The sequence below is a fragment of the Nocardia anocheti genome (assembly GCF_029675105.1).
Taxonomy (GTDB): Bacteria; Actinomycetota; Actinomycetes; order Mycobacteriales; family Mycobacteriaceae; genus Nocardia.
On sequence record NZ_JAQQFV010000003.1, the window covers coordinates 1 to 23580 of the forward strand.

Below are 23580 nucleotides of genomic sequence, written 5' to 3' on the forward strand. Positions count from 1 at the left end.
GGCGTTGGCGGGTACGTCGGATATCGAGACGCTGCGTGGTCGGGTGTCGAAGTTGGCGCAGAGTGTCCCGCTCTACCAGGGCCTCGAAGACTGGAACCTGCTCTGATCGGCCGCGAGCCGAGCACGACGCGGGATCCAGGAGAACAGTGATGACCAGACAACCCGCCGCCGGATACTCGGTGGCCGAGAGCCTGCGCACCCACTCGGGGCGCGGGGTGCCGTTCTCGGTGGAGTTCAATCCGCCGCGCGACAGCGCGGGCGAGGCCCGGCTCTGGCGGACCGTGCGCGACTTCGAACGCATGCATCCGGCCTTCGTGTCCATGACCTACGGCGCGGGCGGCTCCACCAAGGACCGCACCGTGCGCATCACCGGTGACCTGGCCAGGGAGACGACGCTGCTGCCCGTCGCCCATCTGACCGCCGTCGGCCACAGCGTGGCCGAACTGCGCTCGCTGGTCGGCTCCTACGCCGATTCCGGTATCCGGAATCTGCTGGTGCTGCGCGGTGACCCGCCGGGAGATCCGTTGGGGCCGTGGACGAAACACCCCGAGGGCGTGGACTACGCAGAGGAACTCGTGCGGATCGTGCGCGATCTCGGCGACTTCCACGTCGGCGTCGCCTCGTTCCCCCAGGGCCACCACCGCTCCCCGGACCTGGCGCACGACACCCGGCATCTGGTGGCGAAACTGCGTGCGGGCGCAGAGTATTCGATCACCCAGATGTTCTTCGACGTCGAGCACTACCTGCGGCTGCGGGACCGGGTGAGCGCGCTGGACCCGATCGAGGGCGCCAAACCGATCATCCCGGAACTGATGCCCATCACCTCGCTGCGCACGGTGGCGCGCGCCGAGGAACTGAGCGGGCGTCCCCTGCCCGCCGCGGTCATGGACCGGCTGCTTCGCGCGGCGGGGTCCGGTCCGGAGCCGGATCAGGCGGCGGTCCGCGCCGAAGGCATTACCCTGGCCACGGAGATGGCCGAACGCCTCATCCGCGAAGGCGCACCGTGCCTGCACTTCATCACGCTGAACTTCGCGAAGGCGACCGGTGAGGTGCTGACCAATCTGGGGTACGGCGTCACGGAGGCACCGCTGGCGGTGCGCTGAGCGACGCTCGCCGCCCGGACGGTCCCGCACCGTCCGGGTGGCTGTCCGCCTCCGCCGAACAGAGGAAGACACGATGACCGACTCCCTGCTGCTGTCGCGCCGCGACCTGGAATTCCTGCTCCACGACTGGCTCGACGTCACCTCGCTGACCAGCAGGCCGCGTTTCGCCGACCACGATCGGGGCACCTTCGACGCGGTGCTCGAGCTCAGCGAGGCCATCGCCACCCGGCACTTCGCCACCCACAACAAGAAGAGCGACGCCGAGGAACCGCGTTTCGACGGCGAGCGGGTGCACATGATCCCCGAGGTGCGCGAGGCGCTGAAGGTCTTCACCGAGGCCGGGCTGATCGGTGCCGCGATGGACTACGAGATCGGGGGCATGCAGTTGCCCGCGGTCGTCGCCGGTGCGTGCACGGCGTGGTTCCAGGCCGCCAATGTGGGCACCGCGGCCTACCCGTTCCTCACCGTCGGCAACGCGAACCTGCTGCTGGCACACGGCAGCGCGGAACAGATCGAGACCTTCGTGCGGCCCATGGTCGAGGGCCGATTCTTCGGCACCATGTGCCTGTCGGAACCGCAGGCGGGTTCGTCACTGGCCGACATCACCACCCGGGCCGTCCCCCAGGACGACGGCAGCTACCGGATCACCGGCACGAAGATGTGGATCTCCGGCGGCGAGCACGAACTGTCGGACAACATCGTGCACCTGGTCCTCGCCAAGATCCCCGGCGGCCCGGCCGGGGTGAAGGGGATCTCGCTGTTCATCGTGCCCAAGTTCCTCGTCGACACCGACGGCGCGCTCGGGGAACGCAACGACGTGGTGCTGGTCGGGCTCAACCACAAGATGGGCTATCGCGGCACCACCAACACCCTGCTCAACTTCGGCGAGGGCACACACACCCCCGGCGGCGCGGCGGGCGCGGTCGGCTATCTGGTGGGGGAGGCGAACCACGGGCTCGCCTACATGTTCCACATGATGAACGAGGCCCGCGTCGGTGTCGGACAGGGCGCCACGGCGCTGGGCTACACCGGCTATCTGCACGCGCTGGACTACGCGCGCACCCGTCCGCAGGGGCGCGCGCTCGGCGTGAAGGACCCGTCCGCGCCGCAGGTGCCGATCATCGAGCACGCCGATGTGCGGCGCATGCTGTTGGCGCAGAAGAGCTATGTCGAAGGCGCGCTGGCGTTCAACCTCTACTGCTACCGGCTGCTGGACGAGGAACACACCGCCGAGCGGGAAGCCGACCGCACTCGCACCCGGCTGCTGCTCGACGTGCTGACCCCGATCGCCAAGAGCTGGCCGTCGCAGTGGTGTCTGGCGGCCAACGATCTGGCCATCCAGGTGCACGGCGGCTACGGCTACACCCGCGAATACAACGTCGAACAGTTCTACCGCGACAACCGGCTCAACCCCATCCACGAAGGCACCCACGGCATCCAGGGCCTGGACCTGCTCGGCCGGAAAGTGGTGATGCACAACGGCGCCGGGCTCGCCCTGCTGCTCGAGACCATCGGGGCGACCACCGCGAAGGCCAGCGCCGCCGGTGGAGAGGCCGCCGAGCTGGCGGCCCAGCTCGACCGCACCGCCGCCCGCATCGCGACGACCACCGCCACCCTGTGGTCGACCGGCGATCCCGCGACCGCCCTGGCCTACGCCTCGACCTACCTGGAGGCCGTCGGTCACGTGGTGCTGGCCTGGATCTGGCTCGAACAGTTCCTGGCGCTGGGGGACGGGACCGACGCCTTCCGCGAGGGCAAGCGCCAGGCCGCCCGCTACTTCTTCCGCGTCGAACTTCCGCGCACCGGACCACAATTCGACCTGCTCGACAGCCTCGACACCACCACCAGGGACTGCCGTCCCGAATGGTTCTGACCGGCCCTCAGGACGCGGGCGCGGTACAACTGGCCGATCCCGGTGAGCACCGCCCCCACCGCGGGCATCGGATCGATGCCATCCACGGCGTGGAACCGTGCACCTGCTGCCCGGTGATCGTGATCTTGATCAGGCTCGACGCCCCGAACTGGTTGCTCACCCGATAGCCGACATACCCCTTGGGCATCGGCACCACGTGGAAACCGAAAGCCATGGTCGGCGAAGGGTTGTCGAGCGCGCCCGCCGCGAGCATGGCGCGGGCGCCGCCCTGCTCGTCGACCGGCGGACCCTCCTCGGCGGGCTGGAAGACGAACAGGACCGTCCCCGCGAGCCGATCGCGCACCCCGGCCAGCACCGTCGCGGCACCCATCAGCATCGCCGTGTGGCAGTCGTGCCCACAGGCGTGGGCGACGGGAAACGGTCCGCATCGGCACGCAAGGCGATCACCGCGTGGCCGGGGCGGCCGCCTCTGAGCACACCGACGACCCCGTTCCCGGCGATCCCGGTGCGCACCTCGTCGAGCCCGAGGGTGTTCAGATGATCGGCGACCAAGCGCGCGGTCTTCACCTCGCGATTGGACAGTTCGGGATGCTGATGCAGCGTGCGACGCCAGGCGACGACCTGATCGGCGACCGCTTCGGCTCGCGAATCCAGTTCGGCATAGATCGAGTCCTCGGTCATCGGCTACTTCGATTCTGGGCGGCGCGGGGCGATGAGGGACTGCGGATCGACTCCCGGATGGTAGCTGAACGGATGCTGGAATTCGGGACCGCTCGCGCGTTGTAGGGTGGGCTCGTGCCCATGCCCGACACGGACAAGCCCGCCCGGGTGACCAAGCGCCGCGCCGAGACCAGGGCACGGTTGCTGGACGCCGCCTTCCGGGTGTTCGCCGAGAAGGGCTTCGGTCTCACCCGCATCGAGGACGTCTGCTCGGCCGCCGGATACACCCGCGGCGCGTTCTACTCGCAGTTCGCCAGTCTCGACGAGTTGTTCTTCGTCCTCTACGACCAGCGGGCCACCCTGATCACCGAGCAGGTGCGTCGGGCGCTGGTGGGCGTCGAGAACCCGGACGATCTGTCGGAGTTCGTCGACCGACTCGCCGCGACCCTGCTGCTCGATCGCGACTGGCTGCTGGTCAAGACCGACTTCCTCACCCACGCCGCGCGCAATCCGGAACTCGCCGAGCGGCTGGTGGCCCATCGCGCCGATCTGCGCACCGCCATCGAGACCAAGCTGGCCGGTGGTGGGTTCGCGCTGCCCACCTCGATGGGCACGATCGCCGAGGCCGCGCACGCGGTGGTGGCGGCCTACGACGGGGTCACCGTGCAGTTGCTGCTCGATCGCGATCAGGCGGCGGCGCGGGAATGGCTCGGCCGGTTGATCACCCGGCTCACGGTGGCCGACACCACGCCGCGGCCCTGATCCGACGCGTCAGACCTCGGTCGCCGCCGCCCGCCCCGCCGCGCGACCGGAGAAGACACAGCCGCCGAGGAAGGTGCCCTCCAGCGAGTTGTAGCCGTGCACCCCGCCGCCACCGAAACCCGCCGCCTCGCCCGCGGCGTAGAGGCCGGGGATCGGGGCGCCGTCGCCGCCGAGGGCGCGGGAATCGAGGTCGGTCTGGATGCCGCCCAAGGTCTTTCGTGTCAGCACGTGCAGTTTGACGCCGATCAGCGGTCCGGCGGCGGGGTCGAGCAGACGGTGGGGTGCGGTGGTGCGCATGAGCCGGTCGCCGAGGTAGCGCCGGGAATTGTGGATGCCCTGGATCTGCGCGTCCTTGCTGAAGGCGTTGTCCACCTGGAGGTCTCGGGCGAGGATCTGTTCGCGCAGGACCGCCGGGCTGAGCAGGGGCTCGTCGGTGAGTCCGTTCATCTTCGCCACGAGCTCTTCGAGGGTGTCGGCGACGACGAAATCCGCGCCGTTGTTCTTGAACGCCTCCACCGGCGCCGGGGCGCCCTTGCCGAAGACCCGTTCCCGCACCAGGGCTTTGCGGTCGCGCTGGGTGATGTCGGGATTCTGCTCGGAGCCCGAGAGCGCGAATTCCTTGGCGATGATGCGCTGGGTGGTGACGAACCAGGAGTGGTCGTAGGGCGCGATCTCGGGCGTGGTGCGCAGGTAGCGCAGGGTGCCGAGGGTGTCGTAACCGGGTAGGTAGGGGGCGGGTAGGCGGCGGCCGAGGGCGTCGAACCGCAGCGAGGACGGGCCGGGCAGGATGCGGATGGCGTGCTCGGGCCAGATCGGGTTCCAGTTCTGGATGCCCTCGGTGTAGTGCCACATGCGGTCGCGATTGACGAGCCGGACCCCGGCCTCGGCGGCGATGTCGAGCATGCGGCCGTCGACGTAGGCCGGGACGCCGGTGATCATGCGCGTGGGCGGGGTGCCCATCCGCTCGGGCCAGTAGCGGCGCACGATGTCGTGGTCGCCGCCGATGCCACCGGTCGCCAGGACCACCGCCGCGGCCGAGAACTCGAACTCGCCGACGACCTCGCGGTTGGAGGGCACGCCGCGTGCGGTGTCGTCCTCGGCGAGGATCGCGCCGCGCACCCCGGTGACGGCGCCGTCGGTGCGCACCAGTTCGTCCACGCGGTGACGGTGGCGGAACCGCACCAGCCCCGTCTCGGCCGCCCGGAGCGCGGATTCGACGAACGGGCCGACGACGCCGGTGCCGGTGCCCCAGGCGATGTGGAACCGCGGCACGGAGTTGCCGTGGCCGTCGGCGCGCAGGTCACCGCGTTCGGCCCAGCCGACCGAGGGTAGGAAGGAGATGCCGAGATCGGTGAGATACCGGCGCTTCTCGCCCGCGGCGAACTCGACGTAGGCGCGAGCCCACCGCTGTGCCCAGCGGTCCTCGTCGTCGAGCCGGTCGAAGGCGGCGCTGCCCGACCAGTCGCTCCAGGCCAGGTCCAGGGAATCCCGCACGCCGAGGCGGCGCTGCTCGGGACTGTCGACCAGGAAGATCCCGCCGAACGACCAGAACGCCTGCCCGCCCAGATCGGCGGCGTTCTCCTGATCGACCACCAGCACCCGCTTGCCCTGACGGGTCAGCTCATAGGTCGCGACCAGCCCGGCGAGCCCCGCGCCGACGACGATGACATCGGCCTCCATACGCCGACCTCCGTTCCCTCACCCGGCAGCATTCGGCTACCTAGCTGTATCGGATACGTTATTGCATCAGATGTCGAAACGCATCGTAACAGGGGGGGGTGCGCGGGGATCGTCGCGATGGGCGTCAGATCATGAATTCTGGGTGGCGGCGGTGATCACGGTCATGTCGAAATAGTCGCGCCAGGCACGGATTCGGCCGTTCTCGATCTCGAACACTCCCGCGACCGGCAGGTCGATGACGGTGCCGTCGATGCTGAATCGGTCGGTCCGCTCGTTGAACACCGTCGTCCCGTCGACGAACTGACGATGGATCGTGAATTCGATACCGCCGAACGTGTCGAGGAAACCGCGTAGGAATTCGGTGATCGCGGCCTTCCCGGTAATCGGCTGCATCGGAATGTTGTGGTACACCGCGTCTTCGGTGAAGTACTCGGCCAGTTCGTCGGCACCCGCGGCGGCCCACCGCGCGCAGAACTCGGTGACGATCGCGGCGGGATCGGTACTGGGGGACATGATGATTCCTTCCGTGGGTGCCGACCTGGCTGGTCACCGCGGCCGGGGGTCGGGCTGTGGTGCTCAGAGGTGTTCGCGCAGGGACCTCCCGGTGGCGGTCAGCGCGGCGAGGTAGTGGTCGCGCTCCGGCTTCGGCACGGCGGTGCGCAGGGGGCCGATGAGGACTTCGGCCAGGGGCGTTCCGTCCACCTCGAGGACCGGTGCCGACAGGTAGCTGATCGGCAGCGGCGCGTCGCTCGCGAGTTCCTCGGCGCGGTAGGCATTGCCGCTGATGCCGCCGAGCAGGGCGAAGATGCGGTCCCGCAGCGCGCTGCTGGCGGGATCGTGGGCCAGGTGCTCGACCACGTCGGCCAGGATGTCCAGGGTGGCGAGGCTGTTCGCGTCGACGCCCCACACGGCGGCACCGAGGGTGTGGACCTCGGCGAGCAGGTGTTCGTAGTCGGCGCGCTCCTCGGGGTCCGCCGCCGCGAGCCAGGACCGTCGGACGGATTCGGGGGAGTGGGCGACGACCGTCGCGGCGGCGGGCGGGATCAGCGGCAGCCGGGTGCCCGCCGCGATCCCCGCCGGAATCCGGCCGCGGTTTTCGACGACCGCGACGAACCGGATCTCCGCGCCGTCGACGCGGATCAGCGCCACCCCGCAGTCGACCTCGTTCGCCAGCTCGTGCAGCGCGGTGCGCAGCGGATCACCGCCCGCGAGCTTGCTCTGCTGCTGGTCGGCGACCCGCAGCAGGCCGGGGCCGACCTCGTAGGTCAGATCGGCGCGCCGGTTCACCCAGGCGCGGGCGCGCAGCGCGGAGAGCACATTGCCGACCGTGGAGCGGCTCAGGGCGAGGCTGTCGGCGATCTGGGCGGAGGTCTGCGGTCGCGGCGCGGCCGCCAGCAACTCCAGCACCGACACCACCCGCTGGGTCGGCGGCGACAGTTCCCCGGACTCGGCCTTGTCGGTCGGCACCGCACCTCCTGCAGTCAGCACTCACGTCACTATATGCATCGCCGGTGACGAATAGCTGCACTGTTTCTCGCTCGGGCCACCGTCCGCGTCGCGCGAATCTCATCCGCAGCGGGTGAGGTGGCGTTCCCGCTCCGGACCTACCGTCACGGAGGCAGGAGGCAACCGCGCGTGGAAAGGGCGGTCGTGATGACGGGGTACTGGAACGGCTACCCGACGCGGGGCGATATCGCCAGGGCCTACGACGAGCTGGACTACAACCGGGCGCTGGCGATGTACCGGTTCTTCTATCCGACGGTGTCGCTCGAGGCGACGTGGCGGGGAAATATCGCGGCGGGGGCGGTGCCTAATCAGGTGATGGCGCTGTTGGTCGGCACGCCCGATCAGTACGTGTTCACCGCGAATTCCGATACGCCGTATTCCGGGTTGACCATCGACCTGTCCGACGGGCCGATGGTCATCGACATTCCGCCCGGACCGCTGATGGGGACGGCCAACGACCTCAATCAGCTGTGGGTGCTCGATCTGGGTCTGCCCGGCCCGGCGGGCGCGGCGGGCGGACGGCACGTGCTGCTGCCACCGAGCTACGACGGCCCGATCCCGGAGGACCATTTCGCGGGCTCGGCGACGACGAATCGGGTGTTGGTGCTGGTGCGGGCCCTGCCCGAGGGCGCGGATATCGACGGTGCGATCGAGCGGATGAAGCAGGTGCGGGTGTATCCGCTCGGCCACGACCCGGACTCGAATCCCCTCGACTGGGTGGACCTCTCGGTGCACCGAGGACTGGACTTCTCGCCGGTGTACTGGGAGACCGGGCTCGACTACTGGCACGTCCTGCACGAGATCCTGCAGACCGAACCGCCGAACCCCGACTACCGCTACCAGTACGGCGAACTCGCCGCGCTGGGCATCACCCGCGACGCGCCATTCGCGCCGGATCGACGCCAGGCCGCCATCCTCACCGACGCGGCCCGGCGCGGGCACCTGCACCTGTGCGCGCAGGCCTTCGCCGATCGCCGACCCGACCGGGTCGTGTGGCCGGACAGTCGGTGGGAGTGGGCGGTCCTGCGCCCGGAGAACGGCACCTTCGACACCGGCGACTACGTCGACCTCTACGCCAGGGAGAAGTGGTTCTACCAGGCGCAGATCGAGTCCCCGGCGATGTTCGCCCGGCATCCGGGGGCGGGCTCGCTGTACTGGCTCGGCCTGCGCGACGTCCACGGCGACTACCTCGACGGCGGCGGTTTCTACAGCCTGCGGGTGCCCCAGCCGGTCCCGGCGAAGCTGTTCTGGTCGATCACCGTCTACGACGCGCGCACCCGCAGCGAGATCCAGGCGCCCCAGCACCGCGCGGCCCTGCGCTCGATGTTCGAACTCGCCGACATCGACACCGAACAACCCCTCACCCTCTACTTCGGCCCCACCCCACCACCGAACACCCCGACCGACCGCTGGGTCCAAACCGTCCCCGGCGCAGGCTGGTTCGCCTACTTCCGCATCTACGGCCCCGAGGATTCGGCCTTCGACGGCACCTGGCAACTGCCGGATTTCCGGCGCCACTGAGGCGGCTGACTCAGCCCACCCGGTCGAGCTCGGTGTCAGACCGTCGTGTTCTCCAGGTCGAGCAGGGCTTGGTCGAGACCGGTGAGCAGCTGTTGGAGGCGGGGGACGGTGCGGCGGCAGCCGACGATGCCGAAGTGCATGGCGCCGCCGGAGCTGACGGTGGTGATGTTGACCGCTTGGCCGTCGAGCGGGATGGAGGCTGGATAGACCGCCTCCAGCCGTAAACCGTTCCAGTACCTCGGTTCCTCGGCACCGGGCACGTTCGAGATGACGATATTGAACGGTGGCGCGGAGCGGGGGAGCGGGATCGGCAGGGCGGGCAGCGCCAGACCCGCGACATTGACCGCCGAGACCCCGAGCATCTGCAGCGATGTCAGCTTCGCCATGCCTGCCTTGGCCCGGGTCATCGCCGCGCGGATGCGGGCGAGCCGCTCGGCGGGATCGGCGCTGTCGGTGGCCAGATCGCACAGTGCGGCACCCACCGAATTCCCCGCCTCGGTGGTGCTCTCGCCCGCGGCACGCAGCGAGACCGGCACCATCGCGATCAGCGGTTCGTCGGGCAACGCGTCGGCGGCGGTGAGATAGGCGCGCAGCGCGCCCGCGCACATGGCCAGCACCACGTCGTTGAGCGTGGCGCCGGTGCGTGTGGCGACCGCGCGCAGCCGCTCGAGCGGCCACGACTGCGCGGCGAACCGGCGTGCCCCGGTGATCGGCACATTGAACATCGTGTCCGGGGCCTGGAAGGGCCGGGGCTGCGGATAGTCGCGGGCCAGCTCGTAGGCGCCGGTCACCGCCTGCGGGACGCTCGCGCCGATCCGGCGTGCCGTCCGTCCCAGCTCGAGCGACCTGGTCAGCAGTGACGGCGGACCGGGCGCCGGGCGTCGTACGCGGTACCAGGGCGGCACACAGCCTCGGTCGTCAGCCTCCGAGGCCAGCGCCCGCTGCCAGGTGCGGACGGTGCTGATCCCGTCCATCAACGCGTGATGGGTCTTCACGTAGAGGGCGATGCGACCGTCGGCCAGCCCGTCGATGACGTAGGCCTCCCAGAGAGGCCGGTGCCGGTCCAGCAGCGCGCCGTGCAGCATCGAGACCAGTTCGAGCAGTTCGCGCACCCGTCCCGGCGCGGGCAGCGACAGCAGCCGGACGTGGTAGTCGATGTCGACGTCGTCGTCGGTGTCCCATTGCAGCGCCGAGAAGCCCGCCAGCAGGCGTCCCGGTCGACGGCGGAAAGTCGCCGACAGCTCGTCGCCCCCGGCGGTCAGGTCCTCGTAGAGCCGCCGCGCCGCACCGCCGGGATCTCGTTCCGGGGCGCTGAACAGCGACAGCCCGCCGACATGCATGGGATGTTCGCGCGATTCCATCAGCAGGAACATCGAATCCATCGGTGACATCAATCCCATGGCGGCGCCTTTCGGTTCGGTGCTCCTCCCCGACACCCTAGGCCGTACCGCGCGCTGTTTGCCCCGCTGTGGCGGGGTATGCGACGGGCATGACCTCGTATTGGTGCACCGATGCCGAGCTGCCCAGCCGCTTGCCGTTGACCGGCGATCTCTCGGTCGACACCGTGGTGGTGGGCGCCGGGCTCGTCGGGTTGACGACCGCGCTGCTGCTCGCCGAGCAGGGCCGGGAGGTGGCTGTGCTCGAGGCGCGGCAGGTCGGCGCGGTGACGACGGGGGCGTCGAGCGCGAAGATCACGATGCTGCAGGGCACCCGCGCGCAGGCGATCGCGCGGCGGCACGGCATCGCGGTGCTGTCGCGCTATATCGACGCCAACCGCGCCGGATTCGACTGGCTGCTCGACTTCTGCGACGCCCACGAGATCCCCGCCCAGCGCGTCCCCTCGATCACCTACGCGCAGGACCCCGCCGAAGCCGACGCGGTGCGCGCCGAATACGAGGCCACCCGCGCGGCGGGCCTGCCGACCCAGTTCGTCGACGAGCTCGACGCGCCGTTCCCCACGCACGGCGGCGTGCGCCTGCGCGAACAGGCCCAGGTCGATCCGGTCGCCGTGCTGGCCGCGCTGGCGGCCGACGTGGAGGCCCACGGCGTCCCGATCTTCGAATCGACCCGCGCCCAACACCTTCGGCGACACGGCGATCGCTGGGTGATCGGCACCGAGCAGGGCGATGTGTCGGCGGCACGGGTGATCGTGGCGACCGGATCGCCGATCTTCGACCGCAAGGGGCTGGCCGCGCGGCTGATCGCGCAGCGGTCCTACCTGGCGGCCTTCGAGACCGCGGGCCCGGTGCCGGAGGAGATGTTCCTCAGCGCGGGTTCACCGACGCGGTCGGTGCGCTGGGCTCCCGCCGAGAACGGCACGGTCCTGCTGGTCGGCGGGAGCGGTCACGAGGTGGGCCGGGCGGATTCGGAGGCGGTGCACGTGGCCGAGCTGCTCAACTGGGCGAGCCGGTGGTTCCCCGAAGCGCGACTGCTCGACCGCTGGTCGGCCCAGGACTACCACCCGATCGGCGAGCTGCCGTATGTCGGTTCGGTGCAGCCGGGTGCCGAGAACGTCCGGTGCGCGACCGGTTTCGCGAAGTGGGGGATGACCAATGGTGTCGCGGCGGCCCTCGTGCTGGCCGGGCGGATCGGCGGCGAGTCACCGCAGTGGGCCGATGTCTACGACACCTGGCGGACCGGCGCGGTGCGCACGCTGCTGGCGGGCGCGCAGGCGAATGCCGCGGTGGCACGGCATCTGTCGACCGGGTGGCTCACCGCCTTCGGCACGGGCGACGGCTTCGCACCGCGCGAAGGCGAGGGCCGGGTGGAACGGCACGGACTGCAGCCGACCGCACGATGCACTGTCGACGGGGTGAGCGAGTCGGTCTCGGCCGTGTGCACCCACCTGCGCGGCATCGTGAACTGGAACGACGCCGAGAAGACCTGGGACTGCCCGCTGCACGGCTCGCGCTTCGCTCCCGACGGCACCGTTCTCGAAGGCCCGGCCACCGCGCCCCTGCCCCGCCGCGCCACCTGACTGTTTGATCTTGCCTCGGTGGGGAAGTCGGCGTTCGGGGGATACCGAGGAGGCACCATGCAGTTTCCGACCACGTTCGGTCTACCGGCGGAGTTCGGCGATGCCGGGGTGGGTGCGGCGACCGTCGTGCACGATCACGAGCTGATCGGGCGCCTGGAGGACCCCGCGCTGCGCAAACTGTGCACGTGCGCGGCCGGATTGTCGCCTCAGGCGCAGTGGCGGCTGGCCGCGGTCGCCGAGGCACTGCGCCGCACCGAGCAGACGGCCGAACTGTTTCGGCTGCCCCTCACGAGGTACCGCGACGATGTGGGCGTCGAACGGCGCCCCGACACGGTCGAGGAGGAATTCATGGTTACCCGCGACATCATCGCCCAGCTGCGGCAGGACATCACCACCGCCGCCGATACCGGTGACGACGCCGCCGTCGAACGCCTGCGCGGCGAACTGTCCGCCGCGCTCGGCGAGGACGACAGCGAGGAATCCGGCACGCGGACCGGCACCAAGGACAAGGAATACAACCTCATCTGGTTCGTCGAGAACTGCCTGAGCAATGTCCTACGCATGCAGGAATACGCCCAGGACGCCGAGCGCGCCGGAGACAGCGAACTCGCCGAGTTCTTCCGCCGCGCCGAGCACGAGAGCCGCAAGGGCGCCGAACAGGGCAAGGCCCTGCTCGGCCGCCGCTTGGTCGGCGACCTGGGCAATACCACCCCGCAGCCGCCGACCAATCCCTGATAGTTAGTGGCGCAGATAGCCGCCGACGGCGAGATCCGCCAGCCGGGACAGTGATTCCCGGTTGCGCGGTGTCAACAGCATCGTCTCCAGCGGGTCGGGGAGCAGTGTGCCGGGGCCGCGCACGGCCCACTCGTTCATGATCACCTCGCACGTGGCGGGGCCGGTCGCACGCACGTCCAGTCGCACGATCGCCGCGCCCAGCGGCCACAATCGCGCGTCGAGTTCGAGGCTGTGCGGCCGGTCTAGGGCGCGGACCGAGGTCGAATCCTGGATCGTCAGCGGCCACGGGCCCACGCTGTGCCGGATCTTCGACCCCACCTCGGGCCAGTCCGCGTCGACATCGCGAATGTGCGAGGCACCGACCACCCAGCTCGCATACGACCAGCCGTCGGCGAGGACGGCGAAGACCTCCTCCGCCGCCACGGGAATCTCCTTGCTCACCTCTGCCATCGAGCCCACCTCCTTGCGTTCACGCGCTGTCGACGAGGGCGTCCTGGCCCGCGCGACGGGCGCAGTTGGCACAGCAGTACACGGATTCGTCGGCCTCCAGGCCGTGCCCGAGTACCCGGCAGCCGCAGTGCGCGCAGCTGGGTGCCAGTTTCGAGGCGGCGCATTCGATGCTGTCGAAGGTCCAGTTGTCGCCCTCGCGGCTCACGGTGAAGGCGCGGGCGTAGTCGTTGCCGCAGGTGTCGCAGACGGCCATGGTGGATCACCTCTCCTCGGTCGATCGGATGGTCACGACGCGCTTACCCCCTCCCGCGTCCCGGAATCCGCGGCCCCGCGCCGTTTGTCACCCGGACTTCGGGGAAATGCGCCCGGTGAGATCGATCAGGAAGGAGCAGTCGATGACCGAACCCGACGCGACCGATCCGGCGGGCCTGGACCGGAGCGAGGAAACCGACGAGGACCAGCTGCGCGAGGACCCGCTCGAAGCGGGCATGGACCCGCCCGAGCACTGGACCGGTGCCACCAAATATGGCATGACCCCGTGGGAGGAATCCCACCCCCGCAAACTCGACGAACGCCTCGCCGAGGAGCAACCCGACGTCGTCCCCGGCTCGGCACCCCAGGCCGCCGGTCAGGCGTCCACGGACCTCGACACCGAGGGCAACGAACCCGCACCGACCCGCGACTACGAGGAAGAACTCGGCATCTCCGCCGATGTGGCAGGCGGTTCCGTCCCCGCCGACATCCGCACCCCGGAACCACCGGAGTAACGGACGGACGGTGCGACTACGGCACAGTGCCCCCGACGGCCCCGGCATCCACCGCAGGATCCGGGGCCGCGGATTCTCCTATACCGACGACGCGGGCGTGCGTATCTCCGACGACGACGTGCTCGCGCGCATCACGGCCCTGGCGATCCCGCCCGCCTGGCGCGAGGTGTGGATCTGTCCGCACGCCAACGGCCATCTCCAGGCAGTCGGCACCGACGCGGCGGGCCGTCGCCAGTACCTCTACCACGACCAGTGGCGACGCGACCGCGACGAGGAGAAGTTCGACCGCGTCCTCCGCTTCGCGACTCGGCTGCCACGCCTGCGCGAACAGGTCGACGCCGACCTCGGCCGATCCGGGCTCGTGCGACACCGGGTGGAAGCGGTGTCGATCGGGCTGATCGATCAAGGGGTTTTCCGCGTCGGCGGCGAGGAATACGCGGAGGAGAACGGTACGCGCGGCATCGCCACCCTGCTGCGTGACCAGGTCCGCGTGCACGGCGACGACATGGTCTTCGACTACGTCGCCAAAGGGAGCGCGCGACGCCAGGTGGAGATCCACGATCCCGCACTCGCCCGCGCGGTCCGCTCACTGCGCCGCGTCCGGGCGGATTCCTCGCGTCTGCTGGTCTACCGGGAGGACGGCGGCTACCGCGAACTGCACGCCGACGACATCAACGCCCGGTTCCGCGACCTCGCCGGAATGGAATGCAGCGCCAAGGATCTGCGCACCTGGCAGGCCACCGTGCACGCGGCCGAGGCTCTCGCCCGTGTCGACCGGCCCACCGGCGATCGGGCGCGTCGGCGGGTCGAGCGGGAAGTGATCGCCGAGGTCGCCGAGACCCTGGGCAACACCTCGGCGGTCGCCCGCGATTCCTATATCGACCCGCGCGTGCTGCGCGCCTTCGACGCCGACAGCACCATCGCCGCCGCCCTCACTCGCGCCGAACGGCGGCGCTCCCGGGACGAGCGCAGACGGATCGTGGATCGCGCGGTCATCCGGCTGGTGCGGCGTGCTCCGGGTTGACGGCACTGCCAGCGATCGGCTCATCGTTTCGACCGGGCCGAGGCGGGCATTACCCGCGACAGAAGGGTTGTTGCGCGGAAAGGTAGGCGTCGTCATGCCCGACATCGAGGAGCACGGGGCGGAGATGCCGTCCGAGGTCACGTCCCGGGTGCCGCTGTTCGACCGGTTCGCCTCGGTGGCGAGCACTTTCGCCTCCAAGGCGTGGTTCTTCGCGGCCTGTCTGGCGCTGGTGCTGGTGTGGGCGCCGTCGGTGTTCGTCTTCCCGAGCGTCGACACCTGGCAACTGGTGATCAACACGGCGACGACGATCGTCACGTTCCTGTTGGTCGCCCTGCTACAGAACACCCAGGCCCGCTCCGACGACGCGATCCAACAGAAGCTCAACGCCATCGCCGAAGGACTCGACGGCCTGCTGACCGAACTCGCCACCGACTATCCGGGCCTCAAACACGAGCGCACCGAACTCGCGGACGCGATCGGTCTCGAGGACCGCGAGAGTAGTCAGTGACCGCGCCTCCCGGTCAGAAGGCGTGCGCGCCGAAACGTCCCCAGGCGACCATCGCCGCCATGATGACGAAGACCACCAGGGGAAACACGTTCGGGACCTCGCCGCGGCGCAGGTGGGTGATGATCGCGCCGATCGCGACCAGCCCCAAGCCGACCGCGGCCAGCGGGACGAGCACGGGTGCGATACCGAACAGGCCCGGCAGGATGATGCCCACCGCACCGGCGACCTCGAGCGCGCCGATGGTCTTGACCATCCCCGGTGAGAAGTCCTTCGCCCAGCCCATTCGCGGGTCGGCCACGAGTTTCTCGTACGGCGTGACCAGCTTCATCACCCCCGCTGGCAGGAATACCGCGGCGAGCAGGCCTGCCAGGATCCACAGCAGCACGGACATGTCGAACACCCCTTCGGAAGTGGGATGGTGCGTCTGACCCGATTTTACGGCCGACGGGCGCCATCGACCGGAAGGTTTCCCCTGCGCGGGAATGTCGGTGGGTACCGGTAGCGTCCCGTGTCGTGGAAACAGGGGAACGCATCCGAGAACTCGCCGGGCGGATCGTGGCATTGCGCGGCGCCTACTACGACGGCGCGCCGGTCGTGGCCGACGCGGAGTACGACGCGATCGAGGACGAGTTGCGGGGGCTGATCGAGGCGAATCCCGAGCTCGCGCCCGATCCGAACCCGCTCGAGCAGGTCGGCGCGCCGACGGTGCTGCACGCGCCGGTCCGGCACGCGCGGCCGATGCTGTCGCTGGAGAAGTCGACCAAGCCCGAGCAGGTCGCCGCGTTCTTCGACCGGTTCCCCGGCCAGCCCGTGGTGGTCATGCCGAAGCTCGACGGGCTGTCGCTGTCGGTGGTCTACGAGGACGGCAGGCTGGTCCGCGCGGTGACCCGCGGCGACGGCACCACCGGCGACGACGTCACCCCGCTGGTGCGCGCGCTGGTCGACGGCATCCCCGACCGCATCGAGGTCGGCGGCCGCGTCGAGGTGCGCGGCGAGGCCGTCATGCTGCGCTCCACCTTCCTCGCCTACAACACCGCCCATCCGGACAAACCGCTGATCAACCCCCGCAATGCCGCGGCGGGCACCCTGCGGGCGAAGGACCCGGCGACGGTGGCCGAGCGTCGCCTGCAGTTCTTCGGCTTCGACCTGGACATGCCCGCCGAGAGCGGCACCGTCGACCTCGGGGACGGGCTGCGCGCGCTGGGCGTCGAAGGCGCGCGGATGCGCGTGTGCGACGACGCCGAGCAGGCCCAGGAGGCCATCACCGCGATCGAGCAGACCCGCAACGACCTGGACTACGACCTCGACGGCGCGGTGCTGCGCCTGGCCGACCGCATCGCCTACGCCGCCGCCGGAACCCGATCGAACTCACCGCGCGGCGCGCTGGCGTTCAAGTTCGCCGCCGAGGAGAAGACCACGCTGCTCGCCGATGTGGTCTGGGATGTCGGCAAGACCGGCAAGATCGTCCCGGTCGCCTGGCTGGAGCCGGTGTTCGTGGGCGGCACCACGGTCACCAAGGCGACACTGGCCAATCAGGAGGTGATCCGCGCGCGCGACATCAAGATCGGTGACACCGTGCTGGTGCGCCGCGCGGGCGATGTGATCCCGTTCGTCGCCGGTGTCCTCGACGCCGCCGCGCGCACCGGCGAGGAACGCGAGATCATCGCGCCGACCAACTGTCCCTCCTGCGCGCACCCGGTCAGCGAACAGGGCAACAGCCGGGAACTGTTCTGCACCAATGTCTCCTGTCCGGCGCAGACCGTGCGCAGGCTCATCCACTGGGCCTCGCGCGCCGCCGCCGACATCGACGCGATCGGGCAGGTCTGGATCGAACGCCTGGCCGAGGCGGGCATCCTGGAGAACCCGTCGGACTTCTACACCCTCACCAAGGAACGCCTGCTCGAGTTCGACCGCATCGGCGAGGTGTCGGCCGGACGCATGATCGACTCGATCGACACCAGCCGCCAGGTCGGCCTGCGCCGCGCCCTCATCGGCCTCGCCATCCCGATGGCCTCCGACGGCACGGCCGCCCGCCTGGCGCGAGCCGGTTTCGGCTCGCTCGAAGAGGTCGCCGACGCGGGCGAGGAACGTCTCGTCGCGGTGGACGACATCGGCCCGAAGGTGGCCGCCTCGCTGGTCACCCACCTGACCCGGCTGCGTCCGGAACTCGAGCGCCTGCGCGCCGCGGGCGTGAACCTGGACGTGCGCGCCGAGGACCTGCCGCCGGTCGTCGCGGCGGGCGCGCCGCTGGCGGGCAAGACGGTCGTCGTCACCGGCGCGATCAGTGACCCCCGCTCCGGCGAGAAGGTCGCCCGCCCCACCTTCCAGCGGCTGTGTGAGCAGGCGGGCGCGACCACCGCGTCCTCGGTCTCGGCCAATACCGACCTGCTCATCACCGGCGCCGGGGTGGGCGACAGCAAGCTGACCAAGGCGGAGAAGCTCGGCGTGGAGGTGGTCGACCAGGGCGAGATCTGGGAGCTGCTGATCGCCGCCAACGTCACCTAATCACGGTCAGACGCCCGTCACCCCGTCGATCCGCTCGCGGAGCAGGTCGGCGTGACCGCAGTGGCGGGCGTACTCGGCGATCATGTGCGTGTAGATCCAGCGCAGGGTGACCTGGCTGTCCAGGAACGGGCTGGTGTCGCTGAGTTCGCGGGTGGCGCAATGGCGGCGGCCGTGCTCGACTTCGGCGCGCCAGGTCGCCAGCGCGGCGGCACCGGTGGACTTCTCGGTGACCGCGAATCCGCCGTCGTGCCCGGCGGTGTCGGCGGCCGGGTCGTGGATCGGCGGGGCGTCCTCACCGACGAGGACCCGGCGGAACCAGTTGCGTTCGACCTCGGCCAGGTGCTGGACGAGGCCGAGCAGGGTCAGCGACGAGGGTTCCACGCTGGCGATGCGCAGCTGCGCGTCGGTGAGGCCCTCGCATTTGCGGGCCAGCGTGGCGCGATAGAAGTCCAGCCACGATTCGAGAGTCGTGCGTTCGTCGGCGTTCAGGGGCGGCATCGGTCGGTCGTCGGTCACGGACAGCGATGCTGCCACCGGGGTCCGACACAACCGCCCCGACACGACGAACTGCGTATGCTCCCGCTGGGCGCCCGGTCGACCTGACCGCGCCGATCCGCACCGGAATGCCCGTGTACCCGGGCGATCCGGAAGTCCTGCTGGAACCGGCGCCGACGGCGCACCGATCCGCGCGGTGGCAAGGGTCGGAAACCCTCGAGGCGTCAGAGCTCGTGACCGGCCGTCTGCTCGGCATCGACCAATGTGTACGCCCGCAACGCCAGATACAGCTCCGCGGACTGGCGGGGATCGGTGGTGTCGCGCCCGGTCAGATCGCGGATCTTGCGCAACCGGTAGCGCACCGTATTCCGGTGACAGTGCAGGGCGTCGGCCACCGCGACCGCCGAACCACCATGGCGGTACCAGGCGTCGAGCACCGCGACGAGATCGGCCCGCTCGGCGGCGGGCAGCGCCAGCACCGGTCCGAGGATCTGGGTGGCCGCGCGGCGAGCGGCGTCTGGCACGGTGACCAGCAGATGCGCCACGGGCTGCTCGCCATAGCGCACCACCCCGCTCGCCCCCGGCGGCACGGAATGGCACGCCTGGCGCGCCTCGGTCACCGCGGCGGCGATGGCGTGCGGCGAGCCGAACGGCGTACTGAGCCCGACCCGTTCGGTGACGAGCGTTCCCAGCCGCTCTCCCGCCCGGTCGATCGAGACCGGGGACAGTGCCCTCACCAGCCCGATCACCGCGTCCATGCGCACATCCCACACCGAACGAACACCGCACTCGCGCAACGCGTTACCGAGCGCGGGCGGCGAGACCGTCGTCGGATCGGCGTCGACGGCCACCACACAGAACGTGCCGTGCTCGGGCAGACCGAGGCTGCGCAGCACGTCCAGAACGCGGCCGGGACTGCGCGAGTGATCGTCGAACAGTGTGCGGATCAATCGGTTCTGCGCCTGCGCGTCGGCGCGGGCCAGCAGCATCTCGGTGTCGCGGTAGGACTCCACCGCGGCATCGGAATACAGGTCGATCACCTCCCACAGCTGCGTCGCCAGCGCGTGCAGCCGCACATCGCCGGGACCGGACGAGCGCGCGGTGAGTTCCTCCCAGATCATCCGGCCGCCGAGCCGGTAGGCGTGCAGCAGCGCCGCGACCGGAATCGCCTGCTCGGCCTTGAGTCGACCGGCCTCGCGCGCGGACTGCAGCAGCAGCGGCTGGGTTCCGGCGAGCGCGCCGAGGATCGCGGTGAGATTGTTGTGACAGGTGGTGCGCAACTGCTCCTCGGTCAGCAGACCGGCACCGGCGTAGGAGGGGTCGGTGGCGAGAATCCGCCGGACCAGCTCGTCGGTCAGGTCCTCGATCGCCCCGAACAGGTCGGCGGCCAACGGTGAGGTGACGGGCGCGTGCGTGGTCATGTGGACCAGATTAGCCCGCGAGAGTGGCGCGGACCACACCGCGGTTGTGCGGGCGCACAAAACGCAGCGGTTGATCGGCGACCGGCACACATGTCTTTTGATCGTGAGCACAGTCACACTGCGAAGGAGGGATCCGGACGGCCGGGTTCCCGTCAGCGGAAGTGGGGCGCAGTGCAGACAGAACAGGTGGCCGCCGAGGCGGCGGTCGACGCCGCGATGACCGAGCTCGCCGCGGGAGAGCTGGCCTGGGCCCGCCGGTCGCTGACGCAGCGCGCCGAGCTGCTCGACCGCACCCGCGAACGCACCGGCCGCCACGCGCAGGAGTGGGTCGACGCCGCCGTGGGCATCAAGGGCATCGACCCCGACTCCAGCCTGGTGGGCGAGGAATGGATGTCGGGCCCGTACGCCCTGGCCGCCGCCCTGCGGGTACTTGCCGACACCCTGCGGGCGTTGGCCGCGGGCACGAGCCCGCTCGACGGCGCGACCTTCGGACAGGCGGGCGACCGGGTGACCGTCCAGGTGCTACCCACGAGCCTCTACGACGAACTGCTGCTCAGCGGTTTCCGGGCCGAGGTGTGGTTGCGGCGCGGTGTCAGCAGCGCGGTGGCCAAGGCCGAAGCCGGTCTGGCGCAACGTGATCCGGCCCGCACCGGCGGGATCGGGGCCGTGCTCGGCGCGGGCAACATCACCTCCATCGCGCCCCTGGACACGGTCTACGAGCTGATCGCGCACAACCGGGTGGTCGCGCTCAAACTCAACCCCGTCACCGACGCGCTGCGCCCGGTGCTGGAGAAGGTCCTCGCGCCGCTGATCGAGGCCGACGTCCTGCGCGTCCTGACCGGCGGCCCCGCGGCGGGGGCGTACCTGGTCAACCATCCCTCGGTCGCCCACGTGCACATGACCGGCAGCGCTGCCACCCACGACGCGATCGTCTGGGGCACCGGCCCGGAGGGCGCCGCCCGCAAGCAGGCGGGCACCCCGCTGCTGAGCACGCCGATCAGCAGCGAGCTCGGTGGCGTGTCCCCGACGATCGTGTTGCCCGGGACGTGGAGCGACGCCGATCTGACCTACCAGGCCGAACACATCGCCACCCAGCGCCTGCACAACGGCGGCTACAACTGCGTGGCCGCCCAGGCCGTGATCATCGCCGCCGACTGGCCGCAGAAGGCGCAGTTCCTCGAAGCCCTGCGCAAGGCCTTCGACCGGGCTCCGGGCAGGCCCGCCTACTACCCCGGCAGCGCCGACCGCACCGCCGACGCCCGCGCCACCTACCCCGCCGCCGAACGGCTCGGCCCCGACGGCAATCGCACCCTGGTGACCGGCCTGAGCGCCACCTCCGACGAGGTGCTGCTCTCGCGCGAGTACTTCGCGCCCGTCCTCGGTGTCGTCGAGATCCCCGGCAGCGGCGCCGATTTCGCCCGTGCCGCCGTGGTCGCCGCCAACGACGATTTCCTCGGCACGCTCGGCGTCAATGTGATCGCCCACCCCGACACCATCGCCGCGCTCGGCCCGGTGTTCGACGAGATCGTCGCCGACCTGCGCTACGGCACCGTCGCCATCAACGCCTGGACCGCCGTCGGCTACCTCACCCCGACCGCGAGCTGGGGTGCCTTCCCCGGCCACACCCTCGACGACGTGCAGAGCGGCATCGGCGTGGTGCACAACGCCTGGCTGATCGACAAGATCGAACGCACCGTGGTGCGTGGCCCGTTCCGGCCCGCGCCGCGTTCGGTGCTGCACCGTGAGTGGGCGCTGTCGCCGAAGCCGCCGTGGTTCGTCACCAATCGGACCGCGGGCACCACCGGACGACGGCTCACCGACTTCGCCGTCGACCCCCGCTGGTCCCGCCTGCCCGCGATCTTCGCCTCCGCGCTGCGCGGCTGACCACAGGAGCCTTCGATGATTTCTGCGCCCACTCCGGAAACGGTCGATTACGTCGTCGTGGGAACCGGCTCGGCCGGGGCGGTCGTCGCCGCCCGCCTCAGCGAGCGGTCCGGCAACCAGGTCGTCGCTTTGGAAGCCGGACCGGTCGATACCAACACTTTCGCCCACATCCCGGCCGCGTTCTCCAAACTGTTCCAAACCGAGTGCGACTGGTCGTATCTCACCACCGAGCAGGCCGCCCTCGGCAACCGCCGGATCTTCTACCCGCGTGGCAAGCTGCTGGGCGGCTCGTCGTCGATGAACGCCATGATGTGGGTGCGCGGCTTCGCCGCCGACTACGACGAGTGGGAGCGGCTGGCCGGTCCCGACTGGGGCTACGCGAAGGTCGCCGAGTATTTCGCGCGCATCGAATCCGTCGAAGGCGCCACCGAACCCGAGCACGGCCGCGGCGGACCCCTCCACATCTCGCACCAGCGCAGCCCCCGGACCTTGACCGCCGACTTCCTCGCGGCGGCCGAACACGCCGGGTTCAAGCAGGAGCCCGCCAACACCGCGCAGCCGGAAGGCTTCACTCGGACGATGGTCACCCAGCAGCGCGGCGCGCGCTGGAGCACGGCCGATGCCTACCTCAAACCCGCCCGCAAACGGGCCAACCTGACCGTGCGCACCGACGCCCAGGTGATACGGGTGCTGTTCGACGGCACCCGCGCGGTCGGCGTCGAATACCGCAGCGAGGGCGCGCTGCACACGGTTCGGGCGAGCAAGGAGGTCGTGCTCTGTGGCGGCGCGATCAACACTCCGCAGCTGCTGCAACTCTCGGGCATCGGCGACGAAGAACAGCTGCGCGCGCTCGGTATCACCGCCCGCCACCACCTGCCCGAGGTCGGCCGCAACCTCACCGATCACCTGATCAGCCTGCTCGGCTTCGCGGCCGACTCCGACACCCTCTTCGACGCCGAGAAGCCACGCCAGCTGGTCGACTACCTGGTGCGCCGTCGCGGCATGCTGACCTCCAATGTCGGCGAGGCCTACGGTTTCGTCCGCAGCCGCCCCGACCTCGAATTGCCCGACCTGGAGATCATTTTCGGACCCGCCCCGTTCTACGACGAGGGCATCGGCATCGCGCCCGGCCACGGCGTCGCCCTGGGCCCGATCCTGCTGCGCCCACGCAGCCGCGGCACCGTCACCCTCGGTTCACCGGACCCCCTCGCCAAGGCGATCGTCGACCCGAACTACCTGTCCGACCCCGACGGCGCCGACCGCACCGCCCTGCTCGCGGGCCTGCGCATCGCCCACCGCATCGCCACCGCCGCACCCCTCGGCCCGAAACTCGGTGGCTTCCTCCAGCCCAAACGCGAACTCGCCACCCTCGAGGAAACCCTCGAAGAGGCCCTGACCTGGCACGCCCACACCCTCTACCACCCCGTCGGCACCTGCCGCATGGGCAACGACCCCGCCAGCGTCGTCACCCCCGACCTCACCGTGCGCGGCCTCCACAACCTCCGCATCGCCGACGCCTCGGTCATGCCCACCATCATCCGCGGCCACACCCACGCCCCTTCGGTCGTCATCGGCGAAAAGGCCGCCGACACCATCCTCGCCACCCACCGCTGACCACCCGTCGAACGAGCCGGACATCACCGGATGCCGGTCTCGTTCGCTCACTCCGAGCCGCGCTACAGATGAACTGCCGGGTGTCGCCGGACATG

At 70.2% G+C, this 23580-nt stretch carries 23 protein-coding genes; 12 read left to right on the forward strand and 11 right to left on the reverse strand.

The window, feature by feature from the left end:
• The first annotated feature begins 149 nt into the window (after positions 1–149).
• Positions 150–1103, forward strand: coding sequence for a methylenetetrahydrofolate reductase (locus QC180_RS07575; RefSeq protein ID WP_278261912.1), 954 nt, complete (start codon positions 150–152; stop codon positions 1101–1103).
• 73 nt (positions 1104–1176) lie between these two features.
• On the forward strand, positions 1177–2976 hold the full coding sequence (locus QC180_RS07580) for an acyl-CoA dehydrogenase (RefSeq protein ID WP_278261913.1): 1800 nt from the start codon (positions 1177–1179) through the stop codon (positions 2974–2976).
• A gap of 7 nt (positions 2977–2983) precedes the next feature.
• On the opposite strand, the gene QC180_RS07585 is transcribed toward QC180_RS07580, so the two are convergent.
• Together QC180_RS07585 and QC180_RS07590 are read right to left on the reverse strand one after the other, a co-directional pair.
• The gene (locus QC180_RS07585) at positions 2984–3346 is read right to left on the reverse strand and encodes a M20/M25/M40 family metallo-hydrolase (protein WP_278261914.1); all 363 of its coding nucleotides are present in this window, start codon (positions 3344–3346) and stop codon (positions 2984–2986) included.
• On the reverse strand, positions 3346–3657 hold the full coding sequence (locus QC180_RS07590) for a hypothetical protein (protein ID WP_278261915.1): 312 nt from the start codon (positions 3655–3657) through the stop codon (positions 3346–3348). Before QC180_RS07590 ends, QC180_RS07585 begins: the two co-directional genes overlap by 1 nt.
• Before the next feature lie 120 nt (positions 3658–3777).
• On the opposite strand from QC180_RS07590, the gene QC180_RS07595 reads away from it, so the two are divergent.
• Entirely contained in the window at positions 3778–4398 is a 621-nt protein-coding gene (locus QC180_RS07595) for a TetR/AcrR family transcriptional regulator (protein ID WP_278261916.1), read from the forward strand.
• A 9-nt stretch (positions 4399–4407) separates the two neighbouring features.
• Here QC180_RS07595 and QC180_RS07600 read toward each other — a convergent pair whose 3' ends face one another.
• The 3 genes from QC180_RS07600 to QC180_RS07610 form a co-directional block, all read right to left on the reverse strand.
• Entirely contained in the window at positions 4408–6078 is a 1671-nt protein-coding gene (locus QC180_RS07600) for an FAD-binding dehydrogenase (RefSeq protein ID WP_278261917.1), read from the reverse strand.
• A gap of 129 nt (positions 6079–6207) precedes the next feature.
• Positions 6208–6591 (reverse strand): limonene-1,2-epoxide hydrolase family protein, encoded by a 384-nt coding sequence (locus QC180_RS07605; protein ID WP_278261918.1) that lies wholly within the window; start codon positions 6589–6591, stop codon positions 6208–6210.
• 63 nt (positions 6592–6654) lie between these two features.
• Positions 6655–7566: a helix-turn-helix domain-containing protein gene (locus QC180_RS07610; protein WP_278261919.1), complete on the reverse strand. Its 912-nt coding sequence runs from the start codon at positions 7564–7566 to the stop codon at positions 6655–6657.
• A 147-nt stretch (positions 7567–7713) separates the two neighbouring features.
• Between QC180_RS07610 and QC180_RS07615 the strand changes: the two genes are divergently transcribed.
• Positions 7714–9105, forward strand: coding sequence for a DUF1254 domain-containing protein (locus QC180_RS07615; protein ID WP_278261920.1), 1392 nt, complete (start codon positions 7714–7716; stop codon positions 9103–9105).
• 35 nt (positions 9106–9140) lie between these two features.
• On the opposite strand, the gene QC180_RS07620 is transcribed toward QC180_RS07615, so the two are convergent.
• Positions 9141–10505, reverse strand: a complete 1365-nt coding sequence (locus QC180_RS07620; protein WP_278261921.1) for a WS/DGAT/MGAT family O-acyltransferase — start codon at positions 10503–10505, stop codon at positions 9141–9143.
• 89 nt (positions 10506–10594) lie between these two features.
• Here QC180_RS07620 and QC180_RS07625 point away from each other — a divergent pair, with 89 nt between their 5' ends.
• Positions 10595–12082 (forward strand): FAD-dependent oxidoreductase, encoded by a 1488-nt coding sequence (locus QC180_RS07625; RefSeq protein WP_278261922.1) that lies wholly within the window; start codon positions 10595–10597, stop codon positions 12080–12082.
• Positions 12083–12526: 444 nt separating this feature from the next.
• Positions 12527–12817 carry a hypothetical protein gene (locus QC180_RS07630; protein ID WP_278262552.1) on the forward strand — a complete coding sequence of 97 codons (291 nt, stop codon included), beginning with the start codon at positions 12527–12529 and terminating at the stop codon, positions 12815–12817.
• A gap of 3 nt (positions 12818–12820) precedes the next feature.
• On the opposite strand, the gene QC180_RS07635 is transcribed toward QC180_RS07630, so the two are convergent.
• Positions 12821–13267 carry an SRPBCC family protein gene (locus QC180_RS07635; protein WP_278261923.1) on the reverse strand — a complete coding sequence of 149 codons (447 nt, stop codon included), beginning with the start codon at positions 13265–13267 and terminating at the stop codon, positions 12821–12823.
• A gap of 19 nt (positions 13268–13286) precedes the next feature.
• Entirely contained in the window at positions 13287–13520 is a 234-nt protein-coding gene (locus QC180_RS07640) for a hypothetical protein (protein WP_278261924.1), read from the reverse strand.
• A gap of 142 nt (positions 13521–13662) precedes the next feature.
• Here QC180_RS07640 and QC180_RS07645 point away from each other — a divergent pair, with 142 nt between their 5' ends.
• From QC180_RS07645 to QC180_RS07655, 3 genes are all read left to right on the forward strand, one after another.
• Positions 13663–14034, forward strand: coding sequence for a hypothetical protein (locus QC180_RS07645; RefSeq protein WP_278261925.1), 372 nt, complete (start codon positions 13663–13665; stop codon positions 14032–14034).
• 10 nt (positions 14035–14044) lie between these two features.
• A complete protein-coding gene (locus QC180_RS07650; protein ID WP_278261926.1) occupies positions 14045–15058 on the forward strand; it encodes a DNA topoisomerase IB in 1014 nt (337 codons plus the stop codon).
• A gap of 94 nt (positions 15059–15152) precedes the next feature.
• Positions 15153–15566 (forward strand): low affinity iron permease family protein, encoded by a 414-nt coding sequence (locus QC180_RS07655; protein ID WP_278261927.1) that lies wholly within the window; start codon positions 15153–15155, stop codon positions 15564–15566.
• 13 nt (positions 15567–15579) lie between these two features.
• Here the strand turns inward: QC180_RS07655 and QC180_RS07660 are convergent, their stop codons facing one another.
• Positions 15580–15957 (reverse strand): DoxX family protein, encoded by a 378-nt coding sequence (locus QC180_RS07660; protein ID WP_278261928.1) that lies wholly within the window; start codon positions 15955–15957, stop codon positions 15580–15582.
• A 122-nt stretch (positions 15958–16079) separates the two neighbouring features.
• Here QC180_RS07660 and ligA point away from each other — a divergent pair, with 122 nt between their 5' ends.
• Positions 16080–18071: an NAD-dependent DNA ligase LigA gene (gene ligA, locus QC180_RS07665; RefSeq protein ID WP_278261929.1), complete on the forward strand. Its 1992-nt coding sequence runs from the start codon at positions 16080–16082 to the stop codon at positions 18069–18071.
• Between the two features lie 6 nt (positions 18072–18077).
• Here ligA and QC180_RS07670 read toward each other — a convergent pair whose 3' ends face one another.
• Both QC180_RS07670 and QC180_RS07675 read right to left on the reverse strand, forming a co-directional pair.
• Entirely contained in the window at positions 18078–18569 is a 492-nt protein-coding gene (locus QC180_RS07670; protein WP_278262553.1) for a DinB family protein, read from the reverse strand.
• 221 nt (positions 18570–18790) lie between these two features.
• A complete protein-coding gene (locus QC180_RS07675; protein WP_278261930.1) occupies positions 18791–19987 on the reverse strand; it encodes a PucR family transcriptional regulator in 1197 nt (398 codons plus the stop codon).
• Positions 19988–20203: 216 nt separating this feature from the next.
• Here QC180_RS07675 and QC180_RS07680 point away from each other — a divergent pair, with 216 nt between their 5' ends.
• Positions 20204–21871 carry an aldehyde dehydrogenase family protein gene (locus tag QC180_RS07680; protein WP_278262554.1) on the forward strand — a complete coding sequence of 556 codons (1668 nt, stop codon included), beginning with the start codon at positions 20204–20206 and terminating at the stop codon, positions 21869–21871.
• Between the two features lie 15 nt (positions 21872–21886).
• On the forward strand, positions 21887–23485 hold the full coding sequence (locus QC180_RS07685) for a GMC family oxidoreductase (RefSeq protein WP_278261931.1): 1599 nt from the start codon (positions 21887–21889) through the stop codon (positions 23483–23485).
• Positions 23486–23580: the final 95 nt, after the last annotated feature.

What these genes read in the sequence shown, in the direction of transcription:
- QC180_RS07590 (WP_278261915.1), bottom strand. Translation starts at nt 3,657, where the DNA reads ATGACCGAGGACTCGATCTATGCCGAACTGGATTCGCGAGCCGAAGCG.
- QC180_RS07640 (WP_278261924.1), bottom strand. Translation starts at nt 13,520, where the DNA reads ATGGCCGTCTGCGACACCTGCGGCAACGACTACGCCCGCGCCTTCACC.
- QC180_RS07620 (WP_278261921.1), bottom strand. Translation starts at nt 10,505, where the DNA reads ATGGGATTGATGTCACCGATGGATTCGATGTTCCTGCTGATGGAATCG.
- QC180_RS07675 (WP_278261930.1), bottom strand. Translation starts at nt 19,987, where the DNA reads ATGACCACGCACGCGCCCGTCACCTCACCGTTGGCCGCCGACCTGTTC.
- QC180_RS07680 (WP_278262554.1), top strand. Translation starts at nt 20,204, where the DNA reads ATGACCGAGCTCGCCGCGGGAGAGCTGGCCTGGGCCCGCCGGTCGCTG.
- QC180_RS07575 (WP_278261912.1), top strand. Translation starts at nt 150, where the DNA reads ATGACCAGACAACCCGCCGCCGGATACTCGGTGGCCGAGAGCCTGCGC.
- QC180_RS07595 (WP_278261916.1), top strand. Translation starts at nt 3,778, where the DNA reads ATGCCCGACACGGACAAGCCCGCCCGGGTGACCAAGCGCCGCGCCGAG.
- QC180_RS07580 (WP_278261913.1), top strand. Translation starts at nt 1,177, where the DNA reads ATGACCGACTCCCTGCTGCTGTCGCGCCGCGACCTGGAATTCCTGCTC.
- QC180_RS07635 (WP_278261923.1), bottom strand. Translation starts at nt 13,267, where the DNA reads ATGGCAGAGGTGAGCAAGGAGATTCCCGTGGCGGCGGAGGAGGTCTTC.
- QC180_RS07605 (WP_278261918.1), bottom strand. Translation starts at nt 6,591, where the DNA reads ATGTCCCCCAGTACCGATCCCGCCGCGATCGTCACCGAGTTCTGCGCG.
- QC180_RS07655 (WP_278261927.1), top strand. Translation starts at nt 15,153, where the DNA reads ATGCCCGACATCGAGGAGCACGGGGCGGAGATGCCGTCCGAGGTCACG.
- QC180_RS07600 (WP_278261917.1), bottom strand. Translation starts at nt 6,078, where the DNA reads ATGGAGGCCGATGTCATCGTCGTCGGCGCGGGGCTCGCCGGGCTGGTC.
- QC180_RS07660 (WP_278261928.1), bottom strand. Translation starts at nt 15,957, where the DNA reads ATGTCCGTGCTGCTGTGGATCCTGGCAGGCCTGCTCGCCGCGGTATTC.
- QC180_RS07645 (WP_278261925.1), top strand. Translation starts at nt 13,663, where the DNA reads ATGACCGAACCCGACGCGACCGATCCGGCGGGCCTGGACCGGAGCGAG.
- QC180_RS07625 (WP_278261922.1), top strand. Translation starts at nt 10,595, where the DNA reads ATGACCTCGTATTGGTGCACCGATGCCGAGCTGCCCAGCCGCTTGCCG.
- QC180_RS07670 (WP_278262553.1), bottom strand. Translation starts at nt 18,569, where the DNA reads ATGCCGCCCCTGAACGCCGACGAACGCACGACTCTCGAATCGTGGCTG.
- QC180_RS07585 (WP_278261914.1), bottom strand. Translation starts at nt 3,346, where the DNA reads ATGGGTGCCGCGACGGTGCTGGCCGGGGTGCGCGATCGGCTCGCGGGG.
- QC180_RS07685 (WP_278261931.1), top strand. Translation starts at nt 21,887, where the DNA reads ATGATTTCTGCGCCCACTCCGGAAACGGTCGATTACGTCGTCGTGGGA.